Source organism: Allobosea sp. GW823-FHT01F03 (assembly GCF_058798075.1).
This window is the reverse complement of the sequence record NZ_CM179505.1, coordinates 5,134,396-5,158,036: the sequence shown is the minus strand read 5'-3', so window position 1 is coordinate 5,158,036 and position 23,641 is coordinate 5,134,396. Positions and strand designations below refer to the sequence as shown.

The following is a 23,641-nucleotide window of genomic DNA, read 5'->3' as shown; positions in this document are numbered from 1 at the left end:
CCGCCCGCGGCGTTCTGCTTCACGATCCCGTGGGAGCGGCGCGCGCTGCGATCTCGCTGATCCATTCCGCGACATTGGCCGTGAAGGCATCCGGTCGCGAGACGGGGAAATAATGGCCGCCGGTGTCGAGCATGGTCTTGCGCGCGCCGGGCAGGCCGGCGGCGAGCTCGTCCTGCAGGAAGGCGGGAACGACCATGTCGTCGCGCGCGCCGAGGATCAGCACGGGCAGGCTCAGGCCGGCGCTCCAGGCCGAGCCGTCGAAAGAGCGCAGCGCGTCGATGCGCTCGCGCATGACCTGTCTTTCCTCATTCGTCGCCGGCGCGTTGGTGATGGCGTTCTCGTAGACCTGCCAATGGGCCTCCAGCCAGGCAGGGGGATAGGCCATCAATGTCGCACTCGCGGCATAGGCGCGCGGATGCTGGTCGAGAATGGCGAGGCGTGTCTCGAAAAGCGCTGACATGTAGCGGTTCTGCTTCAGCCAGCTGCCGCTCAGGATCAGTCCGGCGAGCCGGTGCGGGGCCTGGCGTGCCAGCGACAGGCCGATGCAGCCGCCGGTCGAGTGCCCGAGCAGCACGGCGCGTTCGACGCCGGCAGCGTCGAGGACGGCAAGGCAGTCCTGCGCCAGCTGGTCGATCGTCGAGCGCGCGGTGCCGCGCGTGCTGGCCCCCATGCCGCGCTGGTCGAAGCGCAGCACCCTAAAGGAGCGGGCAAGCGTCGCGGCATTGTCGTCCCAGAATGCGGCAGCGCCGTTGAGGCCGCTGACCAGAAGAAGCGTCTGACCCTCGCCCTGCGAGCAGGCACGCAACACGGCGCCGTCGGCGGTATGGACCTCGAATTCGCCGCCCGCTGCACGTTGTGCGACGGCGCTCATCGGGCCCCGCCGGCACGTGCGAGGCTGTTCGATCCGGTCTTCTTCATCGCTGCGTCTCCTGCGGCGCGGGCGCGCCTGTCACTTACTTATGCTGGTCGAAGCTCGCATCGGTCCAGCCGAAGACGGTGCGGGCTTCGATTTCGGCGATGTTCGCCGGGCGTGGGAACGGCTCCGGTGCCGGCTCCCCTGGGCTGCGTGGCCGGCCGATCTCGGCGAAGAAATCATCGAGGCCGCCAGGCATGATCAGCCACAGAAAGGTCAGTGGCTCGTCATGGGGGTTGAGGAAATGATGCTTGCGGTCCCGGCCGACGAAAACGCAGGAGCCTTCCTCCAGCGGATGGTCGACGCCGTCCATGCGGGCGATGCCGCGGCCCCTGACAACGAAGATGATCTCCTCATTGCGGTCATGGGTGTGCTCGCGGATGAAGGAGTGCGGGGCGACGGTCTGGGTGCCGATGGCGAAGCGGTTGGCGCTGGCAACCGCCCGGTCGCGCAGAAGATTGCGCACGAAGCCATTGGCCGGAACCGGCTGCCAGAAGCTTTCGCCGTCCTGCGGGCCAAGCACCCTGATCTCGCCGGCAGATCGCGCCACCATTCCGATTCCCTCCCGCTCGATGGGATTGTGTTCGGATCGTGACGCCGGGCGCGGCAGAGTTGTAGCCGCGTTTGATCATGGCCGGGTAGGCCGTCACGCAGGACGGGACCCTAGGTAAGGCGAGGCTTTTCCGGCAGGATGGGGGGCGATCGGCGGGCTGCGGGCCGGCTTGCGAGCCCTAGGCTCGGGACTCAATCACACCAGAAGGTGATTGCAGCTGCGATGAAGACGCCTGCCATGAAGTTGGTGGCGAGCTTGTCGTAGCGGGTCGCGATGCGGCGCCAGTCTTTCAGCCTGCACCAGAGGCGTTCGACGAGGTTGCGGTTGCGATAGGCGTTACGGTCGTAAGGGATCGGGGCCTTGCGGCTGCGCGTAGCGGGGATGACAACCTCGGCACCCTGCTGCTGGATCGCGGCACGGATGGCATTGGTGTCATAGCCGCGGTCGGCGATCAGCTTGTCGAAGCGACCGCGCGCCGCTTCGATCAGAGCTGGTGCCATCGTCATGTCGGACGTGTTGCCCGGCGAAATCAACAGGATGCGCGGCCGTCCGGCGAGATCGGTCAGTCCGTGGATCTTGCTGGTACGTCCGCCGCGCGAGGTGCCGATGCCTTGTACGAAGGCCCCCCTTTTGCGCCGGCCGCCGAGCGGTGGACCTTGATGCTGGTGGAATCGATCGCGACCGCACCCCACGCGCCGCTGTGGCCGGTCAACGCCTCGAACACCGCAAACCAGACGCCCTGTCGGCTCCAGCGGTGAAAGCGATTGTAGATGGTCGTGTAGGGGCCATACTCCGGCGGGCAATCGCGCCAGCGCGCCCCGATCCGCAGCATATGCACGATCCCCGAGATTACCCGGCGATCATCCACACGCCGGGCTCCACAGCGACCGCGCGGCAGAAACGGCTCGATCCGCTCCCACTCCGCATCGCTTAACCAAGTCAGCGACTTGCCCATCCATGCCTCCACAACAGCAGAGACTTTGAATCAGCCGAGCAAACCAACCGCAACCCGATTGAGTTCAGAGCCTAGCCCGGTGGCGAGGCCCTGACCTTCTCGCGCGCTTGCCGCACCAGCGGCGACAGGGCGGCGGCGTCCTCGGCGAAGCCGGCGCGGAAGTCCTCGCGCATGCGCCGGGTCCAGAACTGGTTGATGTGGTCGGCGATCGCCTCGACCGCCTCGGCTTCCGGATAGGCCTGAAAGAACTCGGCGATCTGGTTGGCCATGCGCGCGAGCTTGGTGAGGTGATCGCCCGGCTGGGCATGGGCTTCCGCCGCGGCTGCAGGAATCTCGGTCACAACCGTCTCGGTTACAAGGATCTCGGTCATGGCGCCTCGGCCTCCACAGGGTTGGCCAGCGCGCCGGCGAAGATGCGTGCGCTGTCCTCGCGGGCGACGCAGACGAGGGTCAGTCCAAGCACCTTGGCCCGCTCTATCGCCAGCGAGGTCGGAGCCGAAATCGTGACCAGCGTCCCTGCACCGAAGATAGCGGCTTTCTCGACCATCTCGAAGGAGGCGCGGCTGGTGACCAGCACGAAGCCGTCATTGACCGGCTGGCCCGCCCGCAGCCGCGCGCCGATCAGCTTGTCGAGCGCGTTGTGGCGGCCGACATCCTCGCGCGCCGCCAGGATCCTCCCGTCGCGGTCGCACCAGGCGGCGGCATGCACCGAACGGGTCAGCCGGTGCAGCGGTTGATGGCGCTCGAGCGCGGACAGCGCAGCGGCGATCGCCACCGGCGTGATCGCCGTTGCGGTGCCGGCGCGCGCTTCCGCCGTCGGCAGGTCGGCGAGCGTCTCGACGCCGCAGAGACCGCAGGAGGTGCGGCCCGAGAGATTGCGCCGCCGCGCCAGATGCTCGCGGAAGCGGCCGGGGGTCAGCGCCACGGTGACCACGATGCCGTCGGCCTGGGGGCAGACCGCGATATCCTTGATCTCGTCGCCGCTGCGGACAATGCCTTCCGTCAGGCTGAAGCCGACGACGAAATCCTCGAGATCCGACGGCGTTGCCATCATCACGGCATAGGGCAGGTTGCCGTAGACGATGTTGACCGCCGCCTCGACCGCGACTTCGGCGCTCGCGGCCTCGGTCCGTCCGGAGGCGAAACGCAATGTCGGTGCCGGCGTCGCGACGCTCGCCGGCGGCTGGGCAGGCGGGCTATTCCGCGGCATCGGGCAAGCGTCCCGCGATCAGGCGCAGCGTGACGTCCTCGTCGCGGTTGCGCTCCTGCCACTGCGAATAATAGTTGGTCCTTCGCACCTCGACCGCCGTCACCTTGTATTCCGGGCAGTTGGTCGCCCAGTCCGAATAGTCGGTGGTGATGACGTTGGCGCCGGTCGCGGCGTGGTGGAAGGTGGTGTAGACCACGCCCGGTTGCATGCGCTCGGAAACTTCGGCGCGCAGCGAGATGTCGCCGGAGCGGCTGGCGAGGGCGACGAGGTCGCCATCCTTGATGCCGCGGCTTTCGGCGTCGAAGGGGTGGATTTCCAGCACGTCCTCGGCATGCCAGGCCTGGTTTTCGGTGCGCCTGGTCTGCGCGCCGACATTATATTGCGAGAGGATGCGTCCGGTGGTCAGGATCAGCGGATAGCGCGGGCCGGTGCGCTCCTGCGTCGGCACGTATTCCGTGATCATGAACTTGCCCTTGCCGCGCACGAAGCGGTCGACATGCATCAGCGGCGTGCCGGTCGGCGCCTTCTCGTTGCAGGGCCACTGCACCGAGCCGAGCGTCTCGAGCGTGTCGTAGCTGACCCCGGCGAAGCTCGGCGTCAGCGCCGCGATCTCGTCCATGATCTGCGAGGGATGGCTATAGCCCATCTCGTAGCCGAGTGCCCGGGCGAGCTCGATCGTCACCTGCCATTCCGCCTTGCCGGAGAGCGGCGCCATGACCTGGCGGACGCGGTTGATGCGCCGTTCGGCATTGGTGAAGGTGCCGTCCTTTTCCAGGAAAGAGGAACCCGGCAGGAAGACATGGCCGTATTTCGCGGTCTCGTTCAGGAACAGGTCCTGGATGACCACGCATTCCATCGAGGCGAGGCCGGCGGTGACGTGTTGGGTATTGGGGTCCGACTGGGCGATGTCCTCGCCCTGGACATAAAGGCCCTTGAAGCTGCCGCCGACGGCTTCGTCGAGCATGTTGGTGATGCGCAGGCCCTGCTCGGCGTCGAGCGGCACGCCCCACAGGGCCTCGAAGCTCTGCCGCGTCGCGTCGTCGGCGACATGACGATAGCCCGAGAATTCATGCGGGAAGGAGCCCATGTCGCAGGAGCCCTGGACATTGTTCTGGCCACGCAGCGGATTGATGCCGACGCCGTCGCGCCCGATATTGCCGGTCGCCATGGCGAGATTGGCCATGGCCATCACCGTGGTCGAGCCCTGGCTGTGCTCGGTGACGCCGAGCCCGTAATAGATCGCGCCATTGCCGCCGGTCGCGTAGAGCCGCGCAGCGGCACGCACATCGGCTGCCGGCACGCCGGTGAACGCCTCGCTCGCTTCCGGGGAATTACGCTCCTCGGCGATGAAGCGGGCCCAGATCTCGAAATCGGCGAGGTCGCAGCGCTCGCGGACATAATCCTCGGCGATCAGCCCTTCGGTGACCACGACATGGGCGAGGGCGTTGACGAGCGCGACATTGGTGCCGGGCTTGAGCTGGAGGTGATGCTCCGCCTTGACATGCGGCGATTTCACCAGGTCGATCCTGCGTGGATCGATGACGATCAGGCGGGCGCCCTCGCGCAGGCGCTTCTTCATCCGCGAGCCAAAGACCGGGTGGCCGTCGGTCGGATTGGCGCCGATCACCAGGATCACGTCGGCCTTGGCGACCGATTTGAAATCCTGCGTGCCGGCCGAGGTGCCGAGCGTCGTCTTGAGGCCGTAGCCGGTCGGCGAATGGCAGACGCGGGCGCAGGTATCGACATTATTGTTGCGGAAGGCGGCGCGCACCAGCTTCTGGACGAGGAAGACCTCCTCATTGGTGCAGCGCGAGGAGGTGATGGCGCCGACGGATTCGCGGCCATATTTGGCCTGGATGCGCTTGAACTCGCTGGCGGCGTGGTTGATCGCCTCCTCCCAGGACACTTCGCGCCAGGGATCGGTGATCTTCTCGCGGATCATCGGGCTGGTGATGCGGTCCTTGTGGTTGGCATAGCCCCAGGCGAAACGGCCCTTGACGCAGCTATGGCCCTCATTCGCCTTGCCATCCTTGTAAGGCACCATGCGCACCACACGGTCGCCCTGCATCTCGGCCTTGAACGAGCAGCCGACGCCGCAATAGGCGCAGGTGGTGACCTTGGAATGCTCGGGCTGGCCGAACTCGATCACCTTGTTCTCGATCAGCGTCGCGGTCGGGCAGGCCTGCACGCAGGCGCCGCAGGAGACGCATTCGGAGCCGAGGAAATCGGTCGGTCCGGCGGCGACGCGCGAATCGAAGCCGCGCCCGGTGATCGTCAGCGCGAAGGTGCCCTGCACCTCGGCGCAGGCCCGCACGCAGCGATTGCAGACGATGCATTTCGAGGGGTCATAGGTGAAATAGGGGTTAGACGTGTCCTTGGGCAGCCAGTTCTCGTTGGCCAAGCCTTCTGCGCCGGTCGGCCGGACATGGTTCTCGCCTTCATAGCCATAGCGGACTTCGCGCAGGCCGATGGCTCCGGCCATGTCCTGCAACTCGCAGTCGCCATTGGCCGAGCAGGTCAGGCAGTCGAGCGGATGGTCGGAGATGTAGAGTTCCATCACGCCCTTGCGCAGACCCGCCAGCCGCTCTGACTGGGTGTGCACCACCATGCCCTCCTCGGCCGGGGTCGTGCAGGAGGCGGGCGTGCCGCGCCGCCCCTCGATCTCGACCAGGCAGAGCCGGCAGGAGCCGAAGGGCTCGAGCGAGTCGGTGGCGCAGAGCTTGGGAATGGCGGTGCCCATGCTCATCGCCGCGGCCATCACCGAGGTGCCGGCCGGAACCGTGACGCTCTCGCCATCGATCGTCAGCGTCACCGTCTTCTCGGCGATCCGGATCGGCGTGCCGAAATCGATTTCCTTGATCAGGCTCATGGTGAGCTCCTCACTCGGCCGCCAGCGGCAGGCGCTCGGGCGGCGGGCGGTCGAAGTCCTCGGAAAAATGGTTCAGCGCGCTCATCACCGGCATCGGCGTCAGCCCGCCCATGGCGCAGAGCGAGGCGTCGGTCATCAGACGGTTGAGGTCGCGCAGCACGGCGAGATTCTTCGGCCGCTCATGGCCGGCGATGATCTTGTCGACGATTTCGACGCCGCGCGTCGCACCGATGCGGCAGGGCGTGCACTTGCCGCAACTCTCCTTGGCGCAGAATGCGAAGGCGAAGCGGGCCTGCTTGGCCATGTCGACGCTGTCGTCGAAGACGACGATACCGCCATGGCCGAGCATCGCGCCGATGCCGGCCAGCGCCTCGTAGTCCATCGGGGTGTCGAGCTGCTTTTCGGTGAGATAGGCGCCGAGCGGCCCGCCGACCTGCACGGCCCGGATCGGCCGGCCCGACAGTGTGCCGCCGCCCATCTCCTCGATGATCGCGCGCAGCGAGATGCCGAAGGCGAGCTCGATCAGCCCGCCGCGTCTGATATTGCCGCCGAGCTGGACCGGCAAGGTGCCGCGCGAGCGACCCATGCCGTAATCGGCATAGGCTTGGCCGCCATGGTCGAGAATCCAGGGCACGGCTGCGAAGGAAAGGACATTGTTGACGACGGTCGGTTTGCCGAACAGGCCCTGCAGGGCCGGGATCGGCGGTTTCGCCCGGACGATGGCGCGCCTGCCCTCGAGGCTTTCCAGCAGCGAGGTCTCCTCGCCGCAGATATAGGCGCCGGCGCCGACGCGCACCTCCATGTCGAAATGGCGGGTCGAACCCATCACGGATGCGCCGAGAATGCCGGCATTGCGTGCCTTCAGCACGGCCTGCTGCATCGTCCTGATCGCGTGCGGATATTCCGAGCGGATATAGAGATAGCCCTTGGTCGCGCCGACCGCGATCGCGGCGATCGTCATGCCCTCGATCAGCAGGAAAGGGTCACCCTCGAACAGCATCCGGTCGGCGAAGGTGCCGCTGTCGCCCTCGTCGCCATTGCAGACGATATATTTCTGCTCCGCCTTGGCGTCGTGGACCGTCTGCCACTTGATCCCGGTCGGGAAGCCGGCACCGCCGCGTCCGCGCAGGCCCGACGCCTTGATCGCATCGACGATGCCCTGGCCGGACAGGGCGAGTGCCTTTTCCAGCCCCTTCAGGCCGCCAAGCCTGCGATAATCGGCGAGCGAGAGCGGGTCGGTGACGCCGACGCGTTCGAAGGTCAGGCGCTGCTGGCGCCTGAGCCAGTCGAGTTCCTCGACCTGGCCGAGGCGCAGCTTATGCGCCTCGCCGCGCTCGAAGCCGGCCTCGAACAGCCCGGCGACGTCCTTCGCCGCGACCGGGCCATAGGCGATGCGGCCCTTCGAGGTCTCGACCTCGACCAGCGGCTCCAGCCAGAGCATGCCGCGCGAGCCGTTCCGGACGATCTGGACATTGCGGCCGCGCGCCTGCGCCTCCTGCGCGACGGCGCGGGCGACCGCCTCGGCACCGACCGAGAGCGCTGCCGCGTCGATCGGAACATAGATCCGGACCGTCTCGCTCATTGCCGGCCTCCGCACAGCGCGGCGACGCGATCGGCATCGACCCGGCCGATCAGCTCGCCGTCGCTCAGGGCGGAGGGGCCGAGCGCGCAATTGCCGAGGCAGTAGACGGTTTCGACCACCGCATCGTGGCCGCCGCCATGGCCGTCGACGACGATGCCGTGCTCGCGCGCTAGGTCCTCGACCAGCGTCTCGCAGCCCAGCGCCTGGCAGGCCTCGGCCCGGCAGAGCTTGACGACGCGCCGCGGCGGCGGGGCCGTGCGGAAATCATGGTAGAAGGAGATGGTGCCGTGGACATCGGCCCGCGACTGGTTGAGCGCCTCGGCGATCAGCGGCACGGCCTGCGGATCGACATAGCCGAATTCTTCTTGCAGGGCGTGCAGGATCGGCAGGGTCGCACCTTCGAGATGCGCGAGGCCGGCAATGAGCGAGCGCGCCTCGTCCTGATCCCAGGCTGGGTATTGGGCCATCGTCCCTCCAAGGAAGCCGTTTCGCGACTTTCGAATTTCCGCAGAGGGTGACGAAGTTTAGGATGATTTCAAATCGTTTGTTCTGACTGATCGATAGGTTTTGACTATTAAAAAGGAAGTGGGCTGCGTTGCCGATCCGCTGGGGCGTAGAAAAACCGCCGATAGCCTTTGCTTATCGTTTGGCTGGCCGGGCAGGGGGCCGTCCCTTTCGACTGTTTCGATAGTCTGTGGCTATTTGACGATGGGGCGCCGCGGCAGCGCCGCATCGGCCACCGTGTCGGACATCATCAGCAGGTTGCGCGCGAGCGGCGCCGCGGGCTGACGATCGGCCATGATCAGGCCGATCGTGCGCTTGGCGTCGGGCGCGGTGAGCGGCAGCGCCTTGGTGCCGAGCGGGACGCCGAAGAACTCCAGGAGCTGGATCGAGACGATGCTGGAAACGCCCTGGATGCCGGCATGCGAGCACAGGTTGAAGATCGAATTGGTCTCGATCGCCGGCTTCGGGGCATGGCCAACCGAACGGAAAATGCCGTCGATGATCCGCCGGTTCTGCATGTCCGAGGTCAGCAGGCAGAGCTTCAGCGCGGCGGCTTCGGCCCAGCTGATCGTCTCGCGCCCTCCGAGCGGCCCGTCCTCGCGGGTCAGCAGGACGTATGATTCCTGGTAGATCGGTTTGGAGACGACACGTTCCAGCGGCTCGTTGTCGAGATAGGTCAGGCCGACATCGAGCTCGAAATTGTCGATTCCGTTCTGGATCTCGGTCGAGGTCAGCGACAGCACGGTCAGCGCGGCGCCGGGATAGCGCGTCGAGAACGGTGCGGTGATGTGAGCGATCATCGGCAGGGCGGTGGGGACGGCGCCGAGTCTGATCCGGCCGCTGACGCCCTCGCGCAGCTCCGCGATCGCGTCCTTCATCTGGTCGGCCTCGGCGAGGATGCGGCGCGCATGGGCGAGCACGACCTCGCCCTCCTTGGTCAGCCCCTGGAAGCGCCGGCCGCGCTCGACGATCAGGATGCCGAGTTCCTCCTCGAGCTGGGCGATGGCGGCCGACAGGGTCGGCTGCGAGACATGGCAGGCCTCGGCGGCGCGGCGAAAATGCTTCTCGCGGGCGAGCGCGTCGAGATAGACCAGTTGGCGGATGATCATGCGGCGGTTCTGCCCCAGCCTCGGCGCGAGCGTTTCTTCGGCGAGTATTTCTTGGGCATGAGCATTTCGGTAGCCGCCCGGCTTGGCAAGCGCTAGAGCCGGCAGAGTCCAGTCCCATCCCGGTCCGCACGGCTTGTTCTGCATGGCTTTACCTCGTCCGCGCCTGTCCGCGAGCGCCTGTCCCGCCCCGGCATCAGCCGCGCTCCCGGTCTTCCTCGCTGCCGAGCGCCGAGCGTGAGCGTCGTCCTCGCCTGCGATCTCGGCGGCACCTCCTTCCGCGCCGCGCTCGTCGACGGGAGCGGGCGGCTTTGCGCCCAGAGTGCCGTTCCGGGGCCCGCCAGCCTCGATATGGCCGGCGCGTCCGAGATCGATGCCGATGCCTGGTGGCGCCTGCTGATCGAGGCCTGCGCTGGGCTCGACCGAAAGGCGCCCGAGCTCTTCGCCGCCATCGAGGCCGTCGCGATCTGCGGCGTCACCCGGACCCAGATCATCCTCGGGCAGGGCGGCAGGCCGTTGCGCCCGGCGATGACCTGGAAGGATACGCGCGCCGAAGCCGCGGCCGCCCGCCTGCGCGCGCGGCTCGACCCGGCTCATGCCGAGCACGCCGCGATCAATGCCTTCCACCCGCTGGCGCGGCTGGCCTGGCTGCGCGAAGCCGAGCCGGAGACGGTCCGTGACCTCGCGACCGTGCTCGAGCCCAAGGACTATCTGAACTTCCGCCTGACCGGCGTTCTGGCGAGCGATCCTGTCTCCATGGCACGCCTGCGCGCCTGCGCAGCGTCGGGCCCCGCCGGCGACCTGCTCTCGGCCGCCGGCTTTCCGGCCACGATCCTGCCGCCGCTGCGCGAGCCCTGGGAGCAGGTCGCTCCGGTCCTGCCGGGCCTGCCGGCGCCTCTCGACCGGCTGGCGGGCGCGCCTGTGTTCTGCGCCTCCAATGATACCTGGGCGGCGGTGGTCGGTCTCGGCGCGATGCGCGACGGCTATGCCTACAACATCTCCGGCACCACCGAGGTTCTGGGCGTGCTCGGCCCGGAACCGGCGCAGGCGCAAGGGCTCCTCACCGTCGACTGGCGCGGCCTGTTCCAGCTCGGCGGCCCCAGCCAGACCGGTGCCGACACCGTCTCCTGGCTGCTCGCTTTGCTCGGGCGCGACGGTGCGGCGATCGGCGCGGAGATCGATGCGCTGCTTTCGGGGGCGCGCCAGGGGCAGCCGGTGCTCTTCCTGCCCTATCTCCAGGGCGAGCGCGTCCCCTATTGGGATCCGTCGCTGCGCGGCGCCTTCATCGGCTTGAATCGCCGGCACGGTGCCACCGATCTCGCCTTTGCGGTTCTGGAAGGCGTCGCCTTCCTCAACCGGATCGTGCTCGAGGGGGCCGAAGCTGCGACGGGAAGGCCCGTCACCGAAATCCGCTTCGGCGGCGGGGGCGCGGCGAATCCGGTCTGGAGCCAGATCAAGGCCGATATCTGCGGCCGGCCGGTCGTCGTCGGCGCGTCGCCGGAGCCCGGCCTGCTCGGCGCCGCCATCATCGCCTTCACCGGGCTCGGCCGCTTCGCTTCGCTGGCGGAGGCGCAGGAAGCGCTGGTCGCGACGGCCTCCCGTTTCGAGCCCGACCTCTCCCGCAAGCAGGGTTATGACGCGCTCTTCGCCCTCTATCGCCGCAGCGAGCAGGCGCTCGGGCCGATCTCGCAGGAGCTCGCCACCTGGTCCTGGGGGGGCAGCCGGCCCTGAAGTCCCGCTCCGGGGCAATCGCGATCTCCACCGGGCGATTGCGATTGGGGTTGCCGCGCCCGGCTTTGCGCCTTACCGACGGGCATCCAGACCTCCGAGTTCCCGCATGCCGCCGCCCGATCCCGTGAAGCCTGTTCCCTCCCGTATCTGCCTCCGGCCCAGCTTCGCCTGATGGCACGGCCCGTCACTCTGATCACCGGCGCATCGGGCGGTATCGGCGGTGCGCTCGCCAGGGCCCTGGCGCCCGGCCATCGGCTCGTCCTGTCCGGGCTCGAGGCCGGTCCGCTCGCTGAAATGGCGGCGGGCATCGAGGCGAATGGCGGCGAGGCCGTCGGGCTCGCCGGCGATGTCCGCGATCGCGAGCTCGGCAAGGCGCTGGTCGAGCTTGCCGTCTCGCGCTTCGGCCGTCTCGACAATCTCGTCACCGGGGCAGGGGCCTCGCGCCCGGTGCCGATGGTCGAGATGGAGGACGAGGAATGGGACAAGTTCGTCGACATCAACCTCTCGGCCGCCTTCCGTGTCTCCAAGGCCGCCGCGAAGCAGCTGATCGCACAGGGTGAGGGCGGCGCCATCGTCCACATCTCCTCGATCGCCCATAGCAATGGCGGCGCGAACCTCGCCTATGGCGCGGCCAAGGGCGGTGTCGCGACGTTGACCTACGGCATGGCCCAGCAGCTCGGCCGGCACGGCATTCGGGTGAATGCGGTCGCGCCCGGCATCATCGACACGCCGATGGTCCGCGGCGGCTTTGCGAGCCAGTTCGACGCGCTGGTCGAGGGCGCCGCGCAGCGTACCCCGCTCGGCCGGCTCGGCCGGCCGGAGGATGTCGCCGGCGTCATCGCCTTCCTGCTCTCGCCGGCTGCCGCCTTCGTCACCGGCGCGCTGATCCCGGTTACCGGCGGCATCGAAATCCTCTCGCCGATCTCGGCGATCGCCAAGGGACCGGCATGATGGCCGGCATGAGCATGCGCGACTTCATCGGCCGCTACGGCACGGCGCTGGCCGGCCTCCTGCTGATCGTCTTCTTCGTCGCCTTCGCGCCGAATTTCGCGACGACGATGAACATCGTCAACGTGCTGAAGGATACCAGCTTCCTCGCCATCCTGGCGCTCGGCTTCGCGCTCGCCTTCACCGTCGCCGAGCTCGATCTCTCGATCTCGGAGATGGCGAGCCTCGCTGCCGTGGTCTGCGGCTGGCTGGTGCAGTTGCAGTATCCGCCGCTGGTCGCGGTCGCGGCGGCGCTTGCCGTTGGCGTCGTGCTCGGCTCGGTCAACGGCTATGGCGTCACCGTGCTGCGCATCCCTTCGCTGATCATGACGCTCGGCACGGCGGCGATCGCCAAGGGCTTCGCCTTCATGATCACCCAGGGCGTCGCCTTCGTCGGGCGTTGGCCGACCGGCTTCACCGGGCTGGCCCGCGGCTATAGCTTCGGCATTCCCAATCTCGTGCTCTGGCTCGCCGGCGTCACGCTCTTCGCCTGGGGGCTGGTCAAATGGACCCGCACCGGCGCCCATATGGTCGCGACCGGCGAGGCCGACGAGGCGGCGCGGCTCGCCGGCATCGCCACGGCGCGGATGAAGCGCATCGGCCTCCTGCTGGCCGGCGTCCTGGCCAGCATCACCGCCGTGCTGCTCGCCGCCAACCTGTCCTCGGCGGCGCCCAACATGGCCGGCGACTACCTGCTCTATGCGATCGCCGCCGTGCTGCTCGGCATGACCATGTTCGAGCCCGGCAAGCCGAACGTACCGGGCACGGTCTTCGCGGCGCTGGTGCTCAAGGTGCTCGGCAACGGCTTGGTGCTGCTCGGCCAGCCCTATTACGTTCAGGACATCGTTCTCGGCCTGATCATCATCGGCTCGGTCGCCTTCTCGGCCAGCGCGATGAAGAAGGCGGCATTCAAGGTCTGAGGTTTGGCTATCATCTCGTCGTTTCTCAGGATGAGGGCCGGGGAGAAACGGAAGTCGGAGGGGAAAGACAATGAAGACAATGAAATCGCTCATGCTGGCGGCCGCTGCCGTTGTCGGTCTGGGGCAGGGCGCACAGGCTTTCGAGCTCGGCGTCATCGGCTTCCAGTTCACCTCGGAGACCCATGCCCGCGTCGCCAATGCGGCGGCCGCCGCGGCCAAGGCCAAGGGCTGGAACGTCACGCTGCTGAATTCCGAGGGCGCGCTGCCCAGGCATGCCGAGCAGTTCGACGCGCTGATCGCCAAGAAGGTCGACGCGATCATCATCGCCATGGGCAAGCCGGTCGAGGCCGACGCACAGTTCAAGGCGGCCAAGGACGCCAAGATCCCGGTCATCACCGTGCAGTCCGGCGCGAGCCCGCATGCGCTCTTCGACATCCAGACCAATGAGTACAAGGTCGGTGCCGAGGCCGCGCTCTACCTGCTTGGCCAGCTCGGCTACCAGGGCAACATCGTCTCGGCCCGCTTCGACCTCAACGTCGCCTCGCGGATCCGCGGCAAGCTGCTCGACGCCGTGCTCTCCGAGAACCAGGCGGTGAAGGAACTCGGCAAGTTCTCGATGGCCCGCACCCAGAGCTGGCGCGACGATGTCCGCGCCGGCATGCAGGCGCTGCTCTTGCAGAACCAGGGCAAGATCAACGGCATCTGGGCTTCCTTCGACGGCCAGGCCTATATCATCGACGACCTGCTGCAGGCGCAGGGCGTGAAGAAGGGCCAGATCCCGCTGGTCTCGGTCGATGGCGGCAAGGAGACCTATGCCCGCATCGCCGATCCGAACTCGACCTTCATGGCCACCGTCTCGATCCCCTTCGAGGAGATGGGCAAGCAGGCGGTCGACGCGGTCCAGACCATCGTCGTCGACAAGAAGCCGAAGGAGACCATCACCTCCGGTCCCTATCTCTTCACCGACGCCGTGCTGGTCGACAAGAACAACGTCCAGCAGTTCCTGAAGTGAAGATAAGGGCGAACCTCTCATCGTCATGGTCGGGCTTGTCCCGACCATCCACGTCTTCGTTCGTCCGATGCGGTGTTCAAGACGTGGATGCTCGCCACAAGGGCGAGCATGACGGACGGAGCTTTCGGAGCCATTTGCGATGACCGCCACCCCCCTCCTGTCCCTGCGCGGCATCGGCAAGAGCTACGGCCCGGTCGTGGCGGTGCGCGAGGTCGATCTCGACATCCACCCCGGCGAGGTCGTCGCGATCTGCGGCGACAATGGCGCCGGCAAGTCGAGCCTGATCAAGGTCATTTCCGGGGCCGAGGAGGCGACGGCGGGCACGATCTTCATGCGCGGCAAGCAGGTCGTCTTCGCATCGCCGCATGATGCGCTGAGCCATGGCGTCGCGACGATCTACCAGGATCTCGCGCTCGCCCCGCGTCTCTCCATCGCCCAGAACGTCTTCATGGGCTCGGAGCTGACCAAGCCCGTGCTGCTGCCCTTCCTGCGCGTGCTCGACAAGAAGAAGATGGCCGATGAGGCACGCGGCTTCCTCAAGCAGCTCTCGGTCGCGGTCGAGGACATGGACCGGCCGGTCGAACGGCTTTCCGGCGGCCAGCGCCAGGCGGTCGCGATTTCGCGCGCCCTGCGCTGGAAGGCCGAGATCATCATCATGGACGAGCCCACGGCGGCGCTCGGCGTCAAGGAGACGGCGCTCGTCCTCGATCTGATCCGCAAGCTCAAGGCCGACGGCAAGACGGTGCTGCTGATCAGCCACAATATGCGCGATGTCGTCGCGCTCGCCGACCGCGTGGTGATCATGGGCGCCGGCCGAAAATATGTCGATCAGCCGCTCGGCGGTCTCACCGCCGACGATCTCAGTCACATGATCATGGCCGGCAACGCCCGCGCCGCCTGAACACCATGCGCGAAACCATCATCATCGACACCGATCCCGGCCAGGACGACGCCGTCGCCCTGCTGCTCGCCTTCGCCAGCGCCGCCGAACTCGATCTCAGGGCGATCACCACCGTCGCCGGCAATGTCCCGGTGGCACAGACCACCGCCAATGCGCTGCGTATCCGCGAGCTCGGCGGGCGCGAGGATATCCCCGTCCATCGCGGCGCCGATGTGCCGTTGGTCTATCCGCTTTCGACGGCGGAGTTCGTCTGCGGGCCGGACGGGCTCGCCGGTGCCGATCTGCCGCCGCCGCGTGGCGAGGCTGCGCCCGGCCACGCCGTCGAGGCGTTGATCGCGATCCTGCGGGCGGCTCCGGATGACGGCGTCACGCTCTGTCCGCTCGGGCCGCTGACCAATCTCGCGCTCGTATTCCGGCTGGCGCCGGACGTGCTGCCGAAAGTGAAGCGCATCCTCCTGATGGGCGGGGCGCTGGCGCTCGGCAACGTCACTCCGGCGGCCGAGTTCAACATCCATGTCGACCCGCATGCGGCGGCGATCGTCTTCGGCTGTGGCCGACCTATCGTGATGATGGGGCTCGGTGTCACCCTGCAGGCCATCGCGGCGCACGAACAGGTCGCGCGCCTGCTCGAACACGGCAACGCGGCCGGCCGGGTCGTGCACGGCATGCTGACCCGGCCCCGTCCCGGCGGACTCGGCACGGTCGGTCACCCCATGCACGACCCCTGCGTCATCGCCTTTCTGCTTTGGCCCGAGCTGTTCTCCGGCCGCGACTGTCATGTCGAGGTCGAGACCGCCGACGGCCCATTGCGCGGGCGCACCACCATCGACTGGAACGGCCGCCTCAAGCGCGAGCCCAATGCCCATGTCGTCGCGACCGTCCAGGCCGAGGCGCTGTTCGAGCGGACGTTCGCCCGCCTCGCGACCCTGCCCTGACCGGAGAAGACCATGCCCCATTTCGTCGAGGATCTGCAGCAGGAAGCGCAGCGCGCCGTCGCGGCCATGCAGAGCGCCGCCCTCGCCGCCCGTCATATCCATGCCCGCGCCGAGCTGATGCGGCATATGCTGACCACGGCCCGCAAGGTCGCCACAAAGCCGAAGGCAGAGGCCGTCGAGACCGTGGTGCGCGAATGGATGGATGCCTGGAATCTCGGCCGCAGCGAGTGGCCGCATATCGCCCGCGAGATGGAAGCCTTCACCGAAGCCTTCCACGACTATGCCAATGATCCCAGCGACGCCCATGACACGGCGCTGCGCCAGAGCTGCGAGGCGCTCGACGCCGCGCTCGCCCGCGAGGGCACCTCGATCAGCGAGCAGATGGCCTTCCGCTCGCAATGCGCCCATCGCTGGTGGGAGCTGGTCGTACCGGTTCCGGCCGATCTGCCCGGCGCCAAGCCGCGCCCCTCGGTGCCGGCGCTGGCGGAAGGGGCGCCGTTCTGGGAGGCCGGCTGCGCCGATTTCTGCCGATGAGCGCTGTGCCGAGCACCGCTGGCGAGATTCATCTGCGTGCGCTGACGCCGGATGATCTCGACGCCTGCCACAGCCTGTCGGCGGCGGTCGGCTGGGCGCATCGGCGCGAGGATTGGACGCTGGTGCTCGGCCTCGGCCAGGGGCTCGCCGCCATCGCCGAAGGCGAGCTCGTCGGCACCGCGATGTGGTGGGCGTTCGGCTCCGGCCACGCTTCGCTCGGCAGCATCGTGGTTGCGCCTGAGCGCCAGGGCGCGGGCATCGGCAAGCTGCTGATGCAGGGGCTGATCGAGGCCACGAGGGGCCGTTCGCGCGGCCTGATCGCGACCGAGGAGGGCCGGCCGCTCTATGCGAAATACGGCTTCGTGCCAGCCGGTACGGTCCTGCAGCATCAGGGGTCGGCACCGGCGATCGCAGCTCTTCCCTTGGATCCGGGCGAAACTCTGCGCCTTGCGACCGAGGCCGATCTTCCGGTTCTGGCCGGGCTCGACGAGGCCGCGACGGGCCTGCCGCGTGCCCCGGTTCTCGCGGCCCTGCTCGATCGCGGCGAGGCGCATGTTCTGGAACTGGACGGCGTCGTCGCGGGCTTCGCGGTCCTGCGCCGCCACGGGCTGGGCTGGCTGATCGGTCCCGTCGCCGCCATCGACGATCGGGCGGCGCGCTGCCTGATCGCTCATGGCCTGGCGGCCAGGCCGGGCGAGTTCATTCGCGTCGACGTGCCCGCGTCGACGGGCCTCGGTGGCTGGCTCGGCGAGCGCGGCCTGCCGCAGGTCGCGTCCGGTCTTGTCATGGCGCATGGCCAGCCACCGATCGCCCGCGGTCCGGCGAGGCTTTTCGCCCTGGTCAACCAGGCGCTGGGCTGACCAGCATCGCCACGGGACGCGTCGCCTGCGCCCGTAGCCCGCTCCAGCCGTGATGCAGGGTGTAGAGGCCGACGAGCACGATCAGGACGCCCGAGACATAGGGCGCCCGTGCCGCGAGGGTCGACAGCCAGCTCGATCGCTTCTCGGCCGCGCGCAGGCTGAGCGAGGCGACGACGCCGACCGAGACCAGGGTCAGCGCCAGGCCGATCGAGAAGCACAGCACCAGCACGGCGCCGAGCGTGATCTCGCGCAGCTGCATGCAGATCAGCAGCACGGTGATCGCGGCGGGGCAGGGGATCAGGCCGCCGGTCAGCCCGAACAGCGCGATCTGCCAGGTCGTCACCGGCCGGCCCGAGAAACGACGCCGGATGTCCTCGGCATGGGCACGCTGATGGGTATCCATCGGCGCGTCCTCGCCGTCATGGCGATACGCGTGGCCGTTCCCATGCGAATGCCCGTGGGAGTGCCGATGGGAATGACCGTGCGAATGGCCATGACCATGCGTATGCCCGTGCCCGGCCGTCCGTAACGCTGTCTGCTCCGTCCATGTCCGCCAGATCATCCAGAGCGCGATCGCTATGATGATCAGGCCGGAGGCGAGCTGGAACCAGGGTTCCGTCGCCTCGGCGTCGAGATCGCGCGCCAGATAAAGGCCGGTCAGGGCCACCGCCCAGACCACCAGCGTATGCGAGAGCGTCGCGGCGAGGCCGAGCAGCACCGCTTGCGGGACGGAGCCCCGCACCGCGACGATGAAGGCCGCCATCATCGTCTTGGAATGGCCGGGCTCGAGCCCATGCAGCGCGCCGAGCAGGATCGCGCTTGGAATGAACAGCCAGGCATGGCCCGCACCCTGTGCGAGCAGTTCGGTGAAGCTAGGCACGCGCTCGTGCTCCGGATCCGGAACGGATCGAACGCTGCCGTGCCGTCCGGCATCTGCCGGCGCTGGTCGGGGGCGCCCGTCTCGTCCTCGCCCGCCCGATCTTCGGGATGCGCCCGGTCTCGCGCCGGCGCCTGCCTGATCGGGGTCCGCTTGTGCAGCGGCTGGACCGGCCTATAACCTCCCCAGGAGGATAGGATCAAGATGCAGGACGATGCCCACGCCAAGATCCACCATCATCGACACCCGGAGGTCATCACCCGGCTGAGGCGGGCCGAGGGCCATCTGCGTGCGACCATCGAGATGGTGGTCGATGTCCGCTCCTGTCTCGACATCGCGCAGCAACTGCAAGCGGTCGAGGGAGCGATCGCGAATGCCCGCAAGATCCTGATCCAGGAGCATATCGACCACTGCCTGGAGGAGGCTGCCGGCCATATCCCGGATGGCTCGCGCGAGCTGCTGGCCGAATTCAAGGCGATGACCAGGTTCCTCTGAGCCGGCGCCAGCGAATGGCCGGGTTGCCTGCACGGCGCTGGCGATCTCGCCCCCTGTCGCGCATGATCGCGGTTGAAACGATTTAATCCGAAGTGGAGGAACTATGCTTGAGGATCTGAAGGGCATGCGCGCCCTGATCACCGGCTCCAGCACCGGCATCGGTGCGGCCGTCGCCAAGGCCTATGCGGCGCATGGCATGCGCGTCATCGTCCACTACAAGTCGAGCGAGGCGGAGGCCAATGCGGTCGTCGCCGAGATCCGCGCCGCCGGCGGCGAGGCGCATGCGTTCAAGGCGGATGTCTCCGACAGCGCCGCGACCGAGGATCTCGTCGGCAAGGCGGCCGAAAAGCTCGGCGGGCTCGATGTCCTCGTCAACAATGCCGGCGCGCTGGTGAAGCGCACCCCGATCGGGGAAGTGGACGACGCCTTCTTCGACAGCGTCGTCGACCTCAATGTCCGCTCGGTGGTGATGGCCTCGAAGGCCGCGCTGCCGCATCTCAAGCAGTCCGGCCATTCCAGCGTCATCAATCTGAGCTCGGTCGCGGCCCGCAATGGCGGCGGTCCGGGGTCCTCGCTCTATGCCAGCTCCAAGGCCTTCGTGCTCAACCTGACCCGCGGCATGGCCAAGGAGTTCCTGCCCTTCGGGATCCGCGTCAACGCCGTCTCGCCCGGCGTGATCATGACGCCGTTCCACGAGCGCTATTCGACGCCGCAGCAGATCGAGGCCATGCGCCAGACGATTCCGATGGGTCGCGTCGGCACGCCGCAGGAGAATGTCGGGGCGTTCCTGTTCTTCGCCAGCCCGTCGATGAGCGGCTACGTCACCGGCCAGACCCTCGAGGTCAATGGCGGCCAGTTCATGGTGTAGCCGGCATAGCGCCGACGTGGCGCTTGACGCCGCCCGTCGGCGCCGACAATGGTCGGGCCGTTGGGGTGGCTCGGGGTGGCCTGTGACAGTGTTGAGCAGCAATCCGGCCACGGTCCGGCATCGACGTTCTGCCGCGCCGGTGGCGCTTCTGCTGGCCGGGCTACTGGCGGGCTGCGCCGGTGACGTCAAAGGCGTGCTCGGGCCCGTCGCCGCGGGCGCGCCGGGCACCAGCAAGGTGACCATGCTGGTCGCGACGACGCGCGCGCCCGATGCGGATGAGGGCGTGCTGTTCTCGGGCGAGCGCGGCAAGTCCGCCTTCGCCGAGATCACCGTCTCGCTGCCGCCTGACGAGAAGCGCACGATCGGCGAGGTGCAATGGCCGAGCCGGCTGCCCGGCAACCCGGCGACCGATTTCGTCACGCTGAAGGTCGACAAGCTCGATCGGACCGCCGCGCTGGCGCGTCTGCATGCGGCGGCGTCGAAAGTGCCGAAGCGCCGTGTCATGGTCTTCATCCACGGCTTCAACAACCGTTTCGAGGATGCGGTCTATCGCTTCGCCCAGATCGTCCATGATTCCGGCGCCGAGGTCGTGCCGGTGCTGTTCACCTGGCCCTCGCGCGGCTCGATCTTCGCCTATGGCTATGATCGCGAGAGTTCCAACTACTCCCGCCATGCGCTCGAGAACCTGCTCCAGGCGCTCGCCCGCGACCCGGCCGTCGGCGAGGTCTCGATCCTCGCCCACTCCATGGGCAACTGGGTCACGCTCGAGGCGCTGACGCTGATGGCGATCCGCAATCGCGGCATTCCCGCGAAGATCGCAAACGTCATGCTGGCCTCGCCCGATGTCGACGTCGACGTCTTCCGGACCCAGGTCAAGGAGATGGAGGGGCGCAAGCCGAAATTCACCCTGTTCGTCTCGCAGGACGATCGGGCGCTCGCGGTCTCCCGCCGCGTCTGGGGCTCGACCGCGCGCCTGGGGGCGATCGACCCAGACGTCGAGCCCTATAAGAGCGAGATGGAGGCGGACAAGATCACCGTCCTCAACCTGACCAAGCTCAAGAGCGGCGACAGCCTCAACCATGGCAAGTTCGCCGAGAGCCCCGAAGTGGTGAAGCTGATCGGCACGCGTCTGGTCTCCGGCCAGCCGATCACCGATTCGCGCGTCGGCCTCGGCGACCGGCTGATCCAGGCGACCGGCTCGGCCGCTGCGGCCGTCGGTACCGCGGCCGGCCTTGTCGTCTCGGCGCCGATCGCGGTCATCGACCCGCATACGCGCAATAATTTCGGCGACAAGGTCGAGGAGCTTGGCCGCAGCATCAAGGATGCCGGCGATGCCACCGGGCAGGCCGTGGCCGCGCCATTGGAGCGTGCCAGCCAGCAAAGGTGAAGATCGCCCGGTCGAGCGCTGACCCTGGCCAGGCTTTCTGGCGGCCTTGCCCCCTCAGCGGTTGAAGCGCACCGGCACCGAGAGCGAGACGGTTCCGCCACCGCCGACGCCGTCCGGCGGCGCCGGAACCGGGCTGGCCCGCCGGATCATCGCCGCGGCCTCGGCGTCGAGCGCGGTGTCGCCGGAGGAGGCGACGACCCGTGCCGAGAGCACCCGTCCGCCCCTGTCGATCGCGAAGGCGACTTGTACCGTGCCGGGATTGGCGCCGGCCGGGAAGCGCTTGTGGCGGTTCAGATGCGCGATCAGCATGCCGCGCCATGACGCGCTGGAGACGCTGGGGCGCGAGGCCGCGCCCTGTGCCATGGACGGCGCCGCGCCTGTCGGCGTCGAGGCCTGCGGCGCGGCGGCCTCGCGCGCCTTCGGACGCTCGCGATCGACCCGCCGGCGTTCCACCAGCTTCTTCGGCCGCTCCTTCTTCTCGACGATCTTCGGCTTCGGTGGCCGCTTCTTCTCCACCTCCTTGGGCTTCGGAGGCGGCAGCAGCACCGCGTCGAGCTGCGGGATCGCCGGAAGCGGCGGCAGCTCGATCTCCGGCTGCTCGACCGGCATTGGCTCGGGTTCGGGCTCCGGCTCCGGCAGGATCTCTTCGACCGGCTCGGGCTCCGGCGTCGGCTCGGTTTCGGGCTCGACGCGCTCGGGCGCGACCGGCAGGTCCTCGGCCGGTGCCTCTGGCGCGATCGAGAGGGCGGCAAGCTCGATCATCACGGCCGGCTCGGGCGCGCCGGCGGCGGCTTCCGCCGGGCGCCAGTTGAGCGCGACCCAGGCCGCGCCGCCATGGACCGAGGCGACGGTGAGCGCCGCCGCGGCCCATCGCAGGGCGGCGAGGCCGCGTCTTTGCGGGGCGATCGCGATCATGGCTTCGTCGCTCCCTGGCCGGTGTCCTCGAGCCCGACCAGCGCGATCTTGAGATAGCCGGCCTGGCGCAGGCTGTTCATCACCTCCATCAACTCGCGATAGGCGACGGCTCCGTCGGCACGCAGAAACACGCGCTGCTCGCGGTCATGGCCGGTCTGGCGGTCGAGCACGTCCTGCAAGTGCTCGCGCGCCACGCTGTCATTGCCCAGCGCCAGCGAGAGATCCTGTTTCACGGTCAGGAAGACCGGCTTGTCCGGGCGGGGCTGCGGCTGCGCGTTCGAGACCGGCAGGTCCACCGCGACGTCGACGGTGGAGAGCGGCGCTGCCACCATGAAGATGATCAGCAGCACCAGGATGACGTCGATGAACGGCGTGACGTTGATCTCGCTGACCTCGGCGAGATCGCCATCCTGGGGCTCCTTGAGCGAAACCGCCATCTCCGCCTACTCCGCCCGGGCGCGCGGCAGCGCCGCGGCCTGTGCCGGAACCGCATGCAGCCCGGCGCGCGCCTGCGGGGCGCGGCGCATCCGTTCCAGATCGCGCGAGAGATGGCGCAGCACTTCGCCGGACGCGTCGGACAGCGTCGCCCGATAGCCGGCGATCGAGCGCGAGAAGACGTTGTAGATGATCACCGCCGGGATCGCCGCGACGAGGCCGATCGCGGTTGCCAGCAGCGCCTCGGCGATGCCGGGCGCGACCACTGCGAGATTGGTCGTCTTCGCCTGGCTGATGCCGATGAACGAATTCATGATGCCCCAGACCGTGCCGAACAGGCCGACGAAGGGGGCGGTCGAGCCGATCGTCGCCAGCAGACCGGTGCCGCGCGCCATGTTGCGCCCAGCCCGGGCCTCGATCCGCGACAGGGCGATGGCGACGCGTTCCTTGATGCCTTCCTCGCCGAGATCGGCGGAGCGCTCGCGCTCGTTCTGGGCGGCGGCGACCAGGAACGCGACCGGCCCACGCCCCTGGCTCTTGCGCCCGGCGATGGCCTGCGCCGCTTCGTCCAGGCTGCCGGCCTGTTGCAGCCGGCGCGTCGCGCGCTGGGCGCGGGCCTTGGCGGCGGCGAGTTCGACGGCCTTGGCGAGCCAGATCGTCCAGGTCACCAGCGAGGCGAAGGCAAGCCCGACCATCACCGCCTTCACCACGATGTCGGCCGCCATGAACATGCCCCAGGCGGAGAGATCATGCGGCAGGGTCGCCGGCGCGACCACGGTCGGCATCGGTGCGGGCAGCGGCGAAAGCGGCGTCATCGTGGACGGGGTGGAGGGACCGCCGATCGCGCCGTGGGGCACGCCTTCGGGAATCGTCGGCGCGGATTGGACTTGCGCCTCGGCGGGCAGGGCCGGAGCGGCGGGCGAAGGAATGCTCTGCGCGAGCGCGCTCGCTCCGGGGAGGGCGGCGAGGCTCATCGCGAGCAGGACAAGGCCGATCAAACGCTGCATCGAATGGTTCCGTAGCCTGGGCCGAGTGCCTTCTGATGGGAGCGCCGGAGGTTCGCGAGATGACAGGCGGGCGCTCGGCCGTATC

At 68.2% G+C, this 23,641-nt stretch carries 23 protein-coding genes and 1 pseudogene; 11 read left to right on the top strand and 13 right to left on the bottom strand.

All coding sequences use genetic code 11. From position 1 onward, the window contains the following. Positions 1 to 19: 19 nt before the first annotated feature. The 9 genes and pseudogenes from AC3RCC_RS24680 to AC3RCC_RS24640 form a co-directional block, all read right to left on the bottom strand. Positions 20 to 871, bottom strand: a complete 852-nt coding sequence (locus AC3RCC_RS24680) for an alpha/beta fold hydrolase (RefSeq protein ID WP_291636105.1) — start codon at positions 869 to 871, stop codon at positions 20 to 22. An 82-nt stretch (positions 872 to 953) separates the two neighbouring features. Then, positions 954 to 1,466 carry a cupin domain-containing protein gene (locus tag AC3RCC_RS24675; protein WP_291636107.1) on the bottom strand — a complete coding sequence of 171 codons (513 nt, stop codon included), beginning with the start codon at positions 1,464 to 1,466 and terminating at the stop codon, positions 954 to 956. A 191-nt stretch (positions 1,467 to 1,657) separates the two neighbouring features. Next, a pseudogene (locus AC3RCC_RS24670) lies at positions 1,658 to 2,421 on the bottom strand (IS5 family transposase). A 71-nt stretch (positions 2,422 to 2,492) separates the two neighbouring features. Continuing rightward, positions 2,493 to 2,792 carry a formate dehydrogenase subunit delta gene (locus tag AC3RCC_RS24665; RefSeq protein ID WP_492256906.1) on the bottom strand — a complete coding sequence of 100 codons (300 nt, stop codon included), beginning with the start codon at positions 2,790 to 2,792 and terminating at the stop codon, positions 2,493 to 2,495. Next, positions 2,789 to 3,631: a formate dehydrogenase accessory sulfurtransferase FdhD gene (gene fdhD / locus AC3RCC_RS24660; protein ID WP_492256905.1), complete on the bottom strand. Its 843-nt coding sequence runs from the start codon at positions 3,629 to 3,631 to the stop codon at positions 2,789 to 2,791. Before fdhD ends, AC3RCC_RS24665 begins: the two co-directional genes overlap by 4 nt. Next, positions 3,618 to 6,500, bottom strand: a complete 2,883-nt coding sequence (gene fdhF, locus AC3RCC_RS24655; protein WP_492256904.1) for a formate dehydrogenase subunit alpha — start codon at positions 6,498 to 6,500, stop codon at positions 3,618 to 3,620. The genes fdhD and fdhF overlap by 14 nt, the downstream gene beginning before the upstream one ends. 10 nt (positions 6,501 to 6,510) lie before the next feature. Further along, entirely contained in the window at positions 6,511 to 8,082 is a 1,572-nt protein-coding gene (locus AC3RCC_RS24650) for a formate dehydrogenase beta subunit (RefSeq protein WP_291636113.1), read from the bottom strand. After that, positions 8,079 to 8,549, bottom strand: coding sequence for an NAD(P)H-dependent oxidoreductase subunit E (locus AC3RCC_RS24645; RefSeq protein WP_291646402.1), 471 nt, complete (start codon positions 8,547 to 8,549; stop codon positions 8,079 to 8,081). The genes AC3RCC_RS24650 and AC3RCC_RS24645 overlap by 4 nt, the downstream gene beginning before the upstream one ends. A 231-nt stretch (positions 8,550 to 8,780) precedes the next feature. Next, positions 8,781 to 9,695, bottom strand: coding sequence for a LysR family transcriptional regulator (locus AC3RCC_RS24640; RefSeq protein WP_291646403.1), 915 nt, complete (start codon positions 9,693 to 9,695; stop codon positions 8,781 to 8,783). A 234-nt stretch (positions 9,696 to 9,929) separates the two neighbouring features. Here AC3RCC_RS24640 and AC3RCC_RS24635 point away from each other — a divergent pair, with 234 nt between their 5' ends. From AC3RCC_RS24635 to AC3RCC_RS24600, 8 genes are all read left to right on the top strand, one after another. Then, positions 9,930 to 11,423, top strand: a complete 1,494-nt coding sequence (locus AC3RCC_RS24635) for a xylulokinase (protein ID WP_492256903.1) — start codon at positions 9,930 to 9,932, stop codon at positions 11,421 to 11,423. A 171-nt stretch (positions 11,424 to 11,594) separates the two neighbouring features. Further along, positions 11,595 to 12,374: an SDR family NAD(P)-dependent oxidoreductase gene (locus AC3RCC_RS24630; RefSeq protein WP_492256902.1), complete on the top strand. Its 780-nt coding sequence runs from the start codon at positions 11,595 to 11,597 to the stop codon at positions 12,372 to 12,374. Positions 12,375 to 12,382: 8 nt separating this feature from the next. Next, complete coding sequence (locus AC3RCC_RS24625; RefSeq protein ID WP_291636123.1) at positions 12,383 to 13,330, top strand: ABC transporter permease; 948 nt, start codon at positions 12,383 to 12,385, stop codon at positions 13,328 to 13,330. A 91-nt stretch (positions 13,331 to 13,421) separates the two neighbouring features. Beyond that, positions 13,422 to 14,342, top strand: coding sequence for a sugar ABC transporter substrate-binding protein (locus AC3RCC_RS24620; RefSeq protein WP_492256901.1), 921 nt, complete (start codon positions 13,422 to 13,424; stop codon positions 14,340 to 14,342). A 139-nt stretch (positions 14,343 to 14,481) separates the two neighbouring features. Continuing rightward, positions 14,482 to 15,243 (top strand): ATP-binding cassette domain-containing protein, encoded by a 762-nt coding sequence (locus AC3RCC_RS24615; protein WP_492256900.1) that lies wholly within the window; start codon positions 14,482 to 14,484, stop codon positions 15,241 to 15,243. A 5-nt stretch (positions 15,244 to 15,248) separates the two neighbouring features. Further along, entirely contained in the window at positions 15,249 to 16,178 is a 930-nt protein-coding gene (locus AC3RCC_RS24610) for a nucleoside hydrolase (protein ID WP_492256899.1), read from the top strand. Positions 16,179 to 16,190: 12 nt separating this feature from the next. Further along, positions 16,191 to 16,712 (top strand): hypothetical protein, encoded by a 522-nt coding sequence (locus tag AC3RCC_RS24605; protein WP_492256898.1) that lies wholly within the window; start codon positions 16,191 to 16,193, stop codon positions 16,710 to 16,712. Next, positions 16,709 to 17,572 carry a GNAT family N-acetyltransferase gene (locus AC3RCC_RS24600; RefSeq protein ID WP_492256897.1) on the top strand — a complete coding sequence of 288 codons (864 nt, stop codon included), beginning with the start codon at positions 16,709 to 16,711 and terminating at the stop codon, positions 17,570 to 17,572. Before AC3RCC_RS24605 ends, AC3RCC_RS24600 begins: the two co-directional genes overlap by 4 nt. Here AC3RCC_RS24600 and AC3RCC_RS24595 read toward each other — a convergent pair. Beyond that, positions 17,553 to 18,452, bottom strand: a complete 900-nt coding sequence (locus AC3RCC_RS24595) for a nickel/cobalt efflux transporter (protein WP_492256896.1) — start codon at positions 18,450 to 18,452, stop codon at positions 17,553 to 17,555. The genes AC3RCC_RS24600 and AC3RCC_RS24595 overlap by 20 nt on opposite strands. Before the next feature lie 201 nt (positions 18,453 to 18,653). Here AC3RCC_RS24595 and AC3RCC_RS24590 point away from each other — a divergent pair, with 201 nt between their 5' ends. The 3 genes from AC3RCC_RS24590 to AC3RCC_RS24580 all read left to right on the top strand — a co-directional run bounded on the left by AC3RCC_RS24590 (position 18,654) and on the right by AC3RCC_RS24580 (position 21,199). After that, positions 18,654 to 18,944, top strand: a complete 291-nt coding sequence (locus AC3RCC_RS24590; RefSeq protein WP_291636137.1) for a metal-sensing transcriptional repressor — start codon at positions 18,654 to 18,656, stop codon at positions 18,942 to 18,944. 103 nt (positions 18,945 to 19,047) lie between these two features. Beyond that, complete coding sequence (locus tag AC3RCC_RS24585) at positions 19,048 to 19,812, top strand: SDR family NAD(P)-dependent oxidoreductase (RefSeq protein WP_492256895.1); 765 nt, start codon at positions 19,048 to 19,050, stop codon at positions 19,810 to 19,812. Between the two features lie 139 nt (positions 19,813 to 19,951). Beyond that, a complete protein-coding gene (locus tag AC3RCC_RS24580; RefSeq protein WP_465247188.1) occupies positions 19,952 to 21,199 on the top strand; it encodes an alpha/beta hydrolase in 1,248 nt (415 codons plus the stop codon). A gap of 54 nt (positions 21,200 to 21,253) precedes the next feature. Here AC3RCC_RS24580 and AC3RCC_RS24575 read toward each other — a convergent pair whose 3' ends face one another. From AC3RCC_RS24575 to exbB, 3 genes are read right to left on the bottom strand one after another with little or no spacing between them, the layout of a single operon-like run. After that, positions 21,254 to 22,114, bottom strand: coding sequence for an energy transducer TonB family protein (locus tag AC3RCC_RS24575; protein WP_492256894.1), 861 nt, complete (start codon positions 22,112 to 22,114; stop codon positions 21,254 to 21,256). After that, the gene (gene exbD, locus AC3RCC_RS24570) at positions 22,111 to 22,551 is read right to left on the bottom strand and encodes a TonB system transport protein ExbD (protein ID WP_452119460.1); all 441 of its coding nucleotides are present in this window, start codon (positions 22,549 to 22,551) and stop codon (positions 22,111 to 22,113) included. The genes AC3RCC_RS24575 and exbD overlap by 4 nt, the downstream gene beginning before the upstream one ends. 6 nt (positions 22,552 to 22,557) lie before the next feature. After that, positions 22,558 to 23,556 carry a tonB-system energizer ExbB gene (gene exbB, locus AC3RCC_RS24565; protein WP_492256893.1) on the bottom strand — a complete coding sequence of 333 codons (999 nt, stop codon included), beginning with the start codon at positions 23,554 to 23,556 and terminating at the stop codon, positions 22,558 to 22,560. Between the last annotated feature and the right edge of the window lie 85 nt (positions 23,557 to 23,641).

Bases quoted from the DNA above. Each gene is read 5' to 3' on its own strand.
- AC3RCC_RS24680 (WP_291636105.1), bottom strand. From the start codon at position 871: ATGAGCGCCGTCGCACAACGTGCAGCGGGCGGCGAATTCGAGGTCCAT.
- AC3RCC_RS24675 (WP_291636107.1), bottom strand. From the start codon at position 1,466: ATGGTGGCGCGATCTGCCGGCGAGATCAGGGTGCTTGGCCCGCAGGAC.
- AC3RCC_RS24665 (WP_492256906.1), bottom strand. From the start codon at position 2,792: ATGACCGAGATCCTTGTAACCGAGACGGTTGTGACCGAGATTCCTGCA.
- fdhD (WP_492256905.1), bottom strand. From the start codon at position 3,631: ATGCCGCGGAATAGCCCGCCTGCCCAGCCGCCGGCGAGCGTCGCGACG.
- fdhF (WP_492256904.1), bottom strand. From the start codon at position 6,500: ATGAGCCTGATCAAGGAAATCGATTTCGGCACGCCGATCCGGATCGCC.
- AC3RCC_RS24650 (WP_291636113.1), bottom strand. From the start codon at position 8,082: ATGAGCGAGACGGTCCGGATCTATGTTCCGATCGACGCGGCAGCGCTC.
- AC3RCC_RS24645 (WP_291646402.1), bottom strand. From the start codon at position 8,549: ATGGCCCAATACCCAGCCTGGGATCAGGACGAGGCGCGCTCGCTCATT.
- AC3RCC_RS24640 (WP_291646403.1), bottom strand. From the start codon at position 9,695: ATGATCATCCGCCAACTGGTCTATCTCGACGCGCTCGCCCGCGAGAAG.
- AC3RCC_RS24630 (WP_492256902.1), top strand. From the start codon at position 11,595: ATGGCACGGCCCGTCACTCTGATCACCGGCGCATCGGGCGGTATCGGC.
- AC3RCC_RS24625 (WP_291636123.1), top strand. From the start codon at position 12,383: ATGAGCATGCGCGACTTCATCGGCCGCTACGGCACGGCGCTGGCCGGC.
- AC3RCC_RS24620 (WP_492256901.1), top strand. From the start codon at position 13,422: ATGCTGGCGGCCGCTGCCGTTGTCGGTCTGGGGCAGGGCGCACAGGCT.
- AC3RCC_RS24615 (WP_492256900.1), top strand. From the start codon at position 14,482: ATGACCGCCACCCCCCTCCTGTCCCTGCGCGGCATCGGCAAGAGCTAC.
- AC3RCC_RS24610 (WP_492256899.1), top strand. From the start codon at position 15,249: ATGCGCGAAACCATCATCATCGACACCGATCCCGGCCAGGACGACGCC.
- AC3RCC_RS24605 (WP_492256898.1), top strand. From the start codon at position 16,191: ATGCCCCATTTCGTCGAGGATCTGCAGCAGGAAGCGCAGCGCGCCGTC.
- AC3RCC_RS24600 (WP_492256897.1), top strand. From the start codon at position 16,709: ATGAGCGCTGTGCCGAGCACCGCTGGCGAGATTCATCTGCGTGCGCTG.
- AC3RCC_RS24590 (WP_291636137.1), top strand. From the start codon at position 18,654: ATGCAGGACGATGCCCACGCCAAGATCCACCATCATCGACACCCGGAG.
- AC3RCC_RS24585 (WP_492256895.1), top strand. From the start codon at position 19,048: ATGCTTGAGGATCTGAAGGGCATGCGCGCCCTGATCACCGGCTCCAGC.
- AC3RCC_RS24575 (WP_492256894.1), bottom strand. From the start codon at position 22,114: ATGATCGCGATCGCCCCGCAAAGACGCGGCCTCGCCGCCCTGCGATGG.
- exbD (WP_452119460.1), bottom strand. From the start codon at position 22,551: ATGGCGGTTTCGCTCAAGGAGCCCCAGGATGGCGATCTCGCCGAGGTC.
- exbB (WP_492256893.1), bottom strand. From the start codon at position 23,556: ATGCAGCGTTTGATCGGCCTTGTCCTGCTCGCGATGAGCCTCGCCGCC.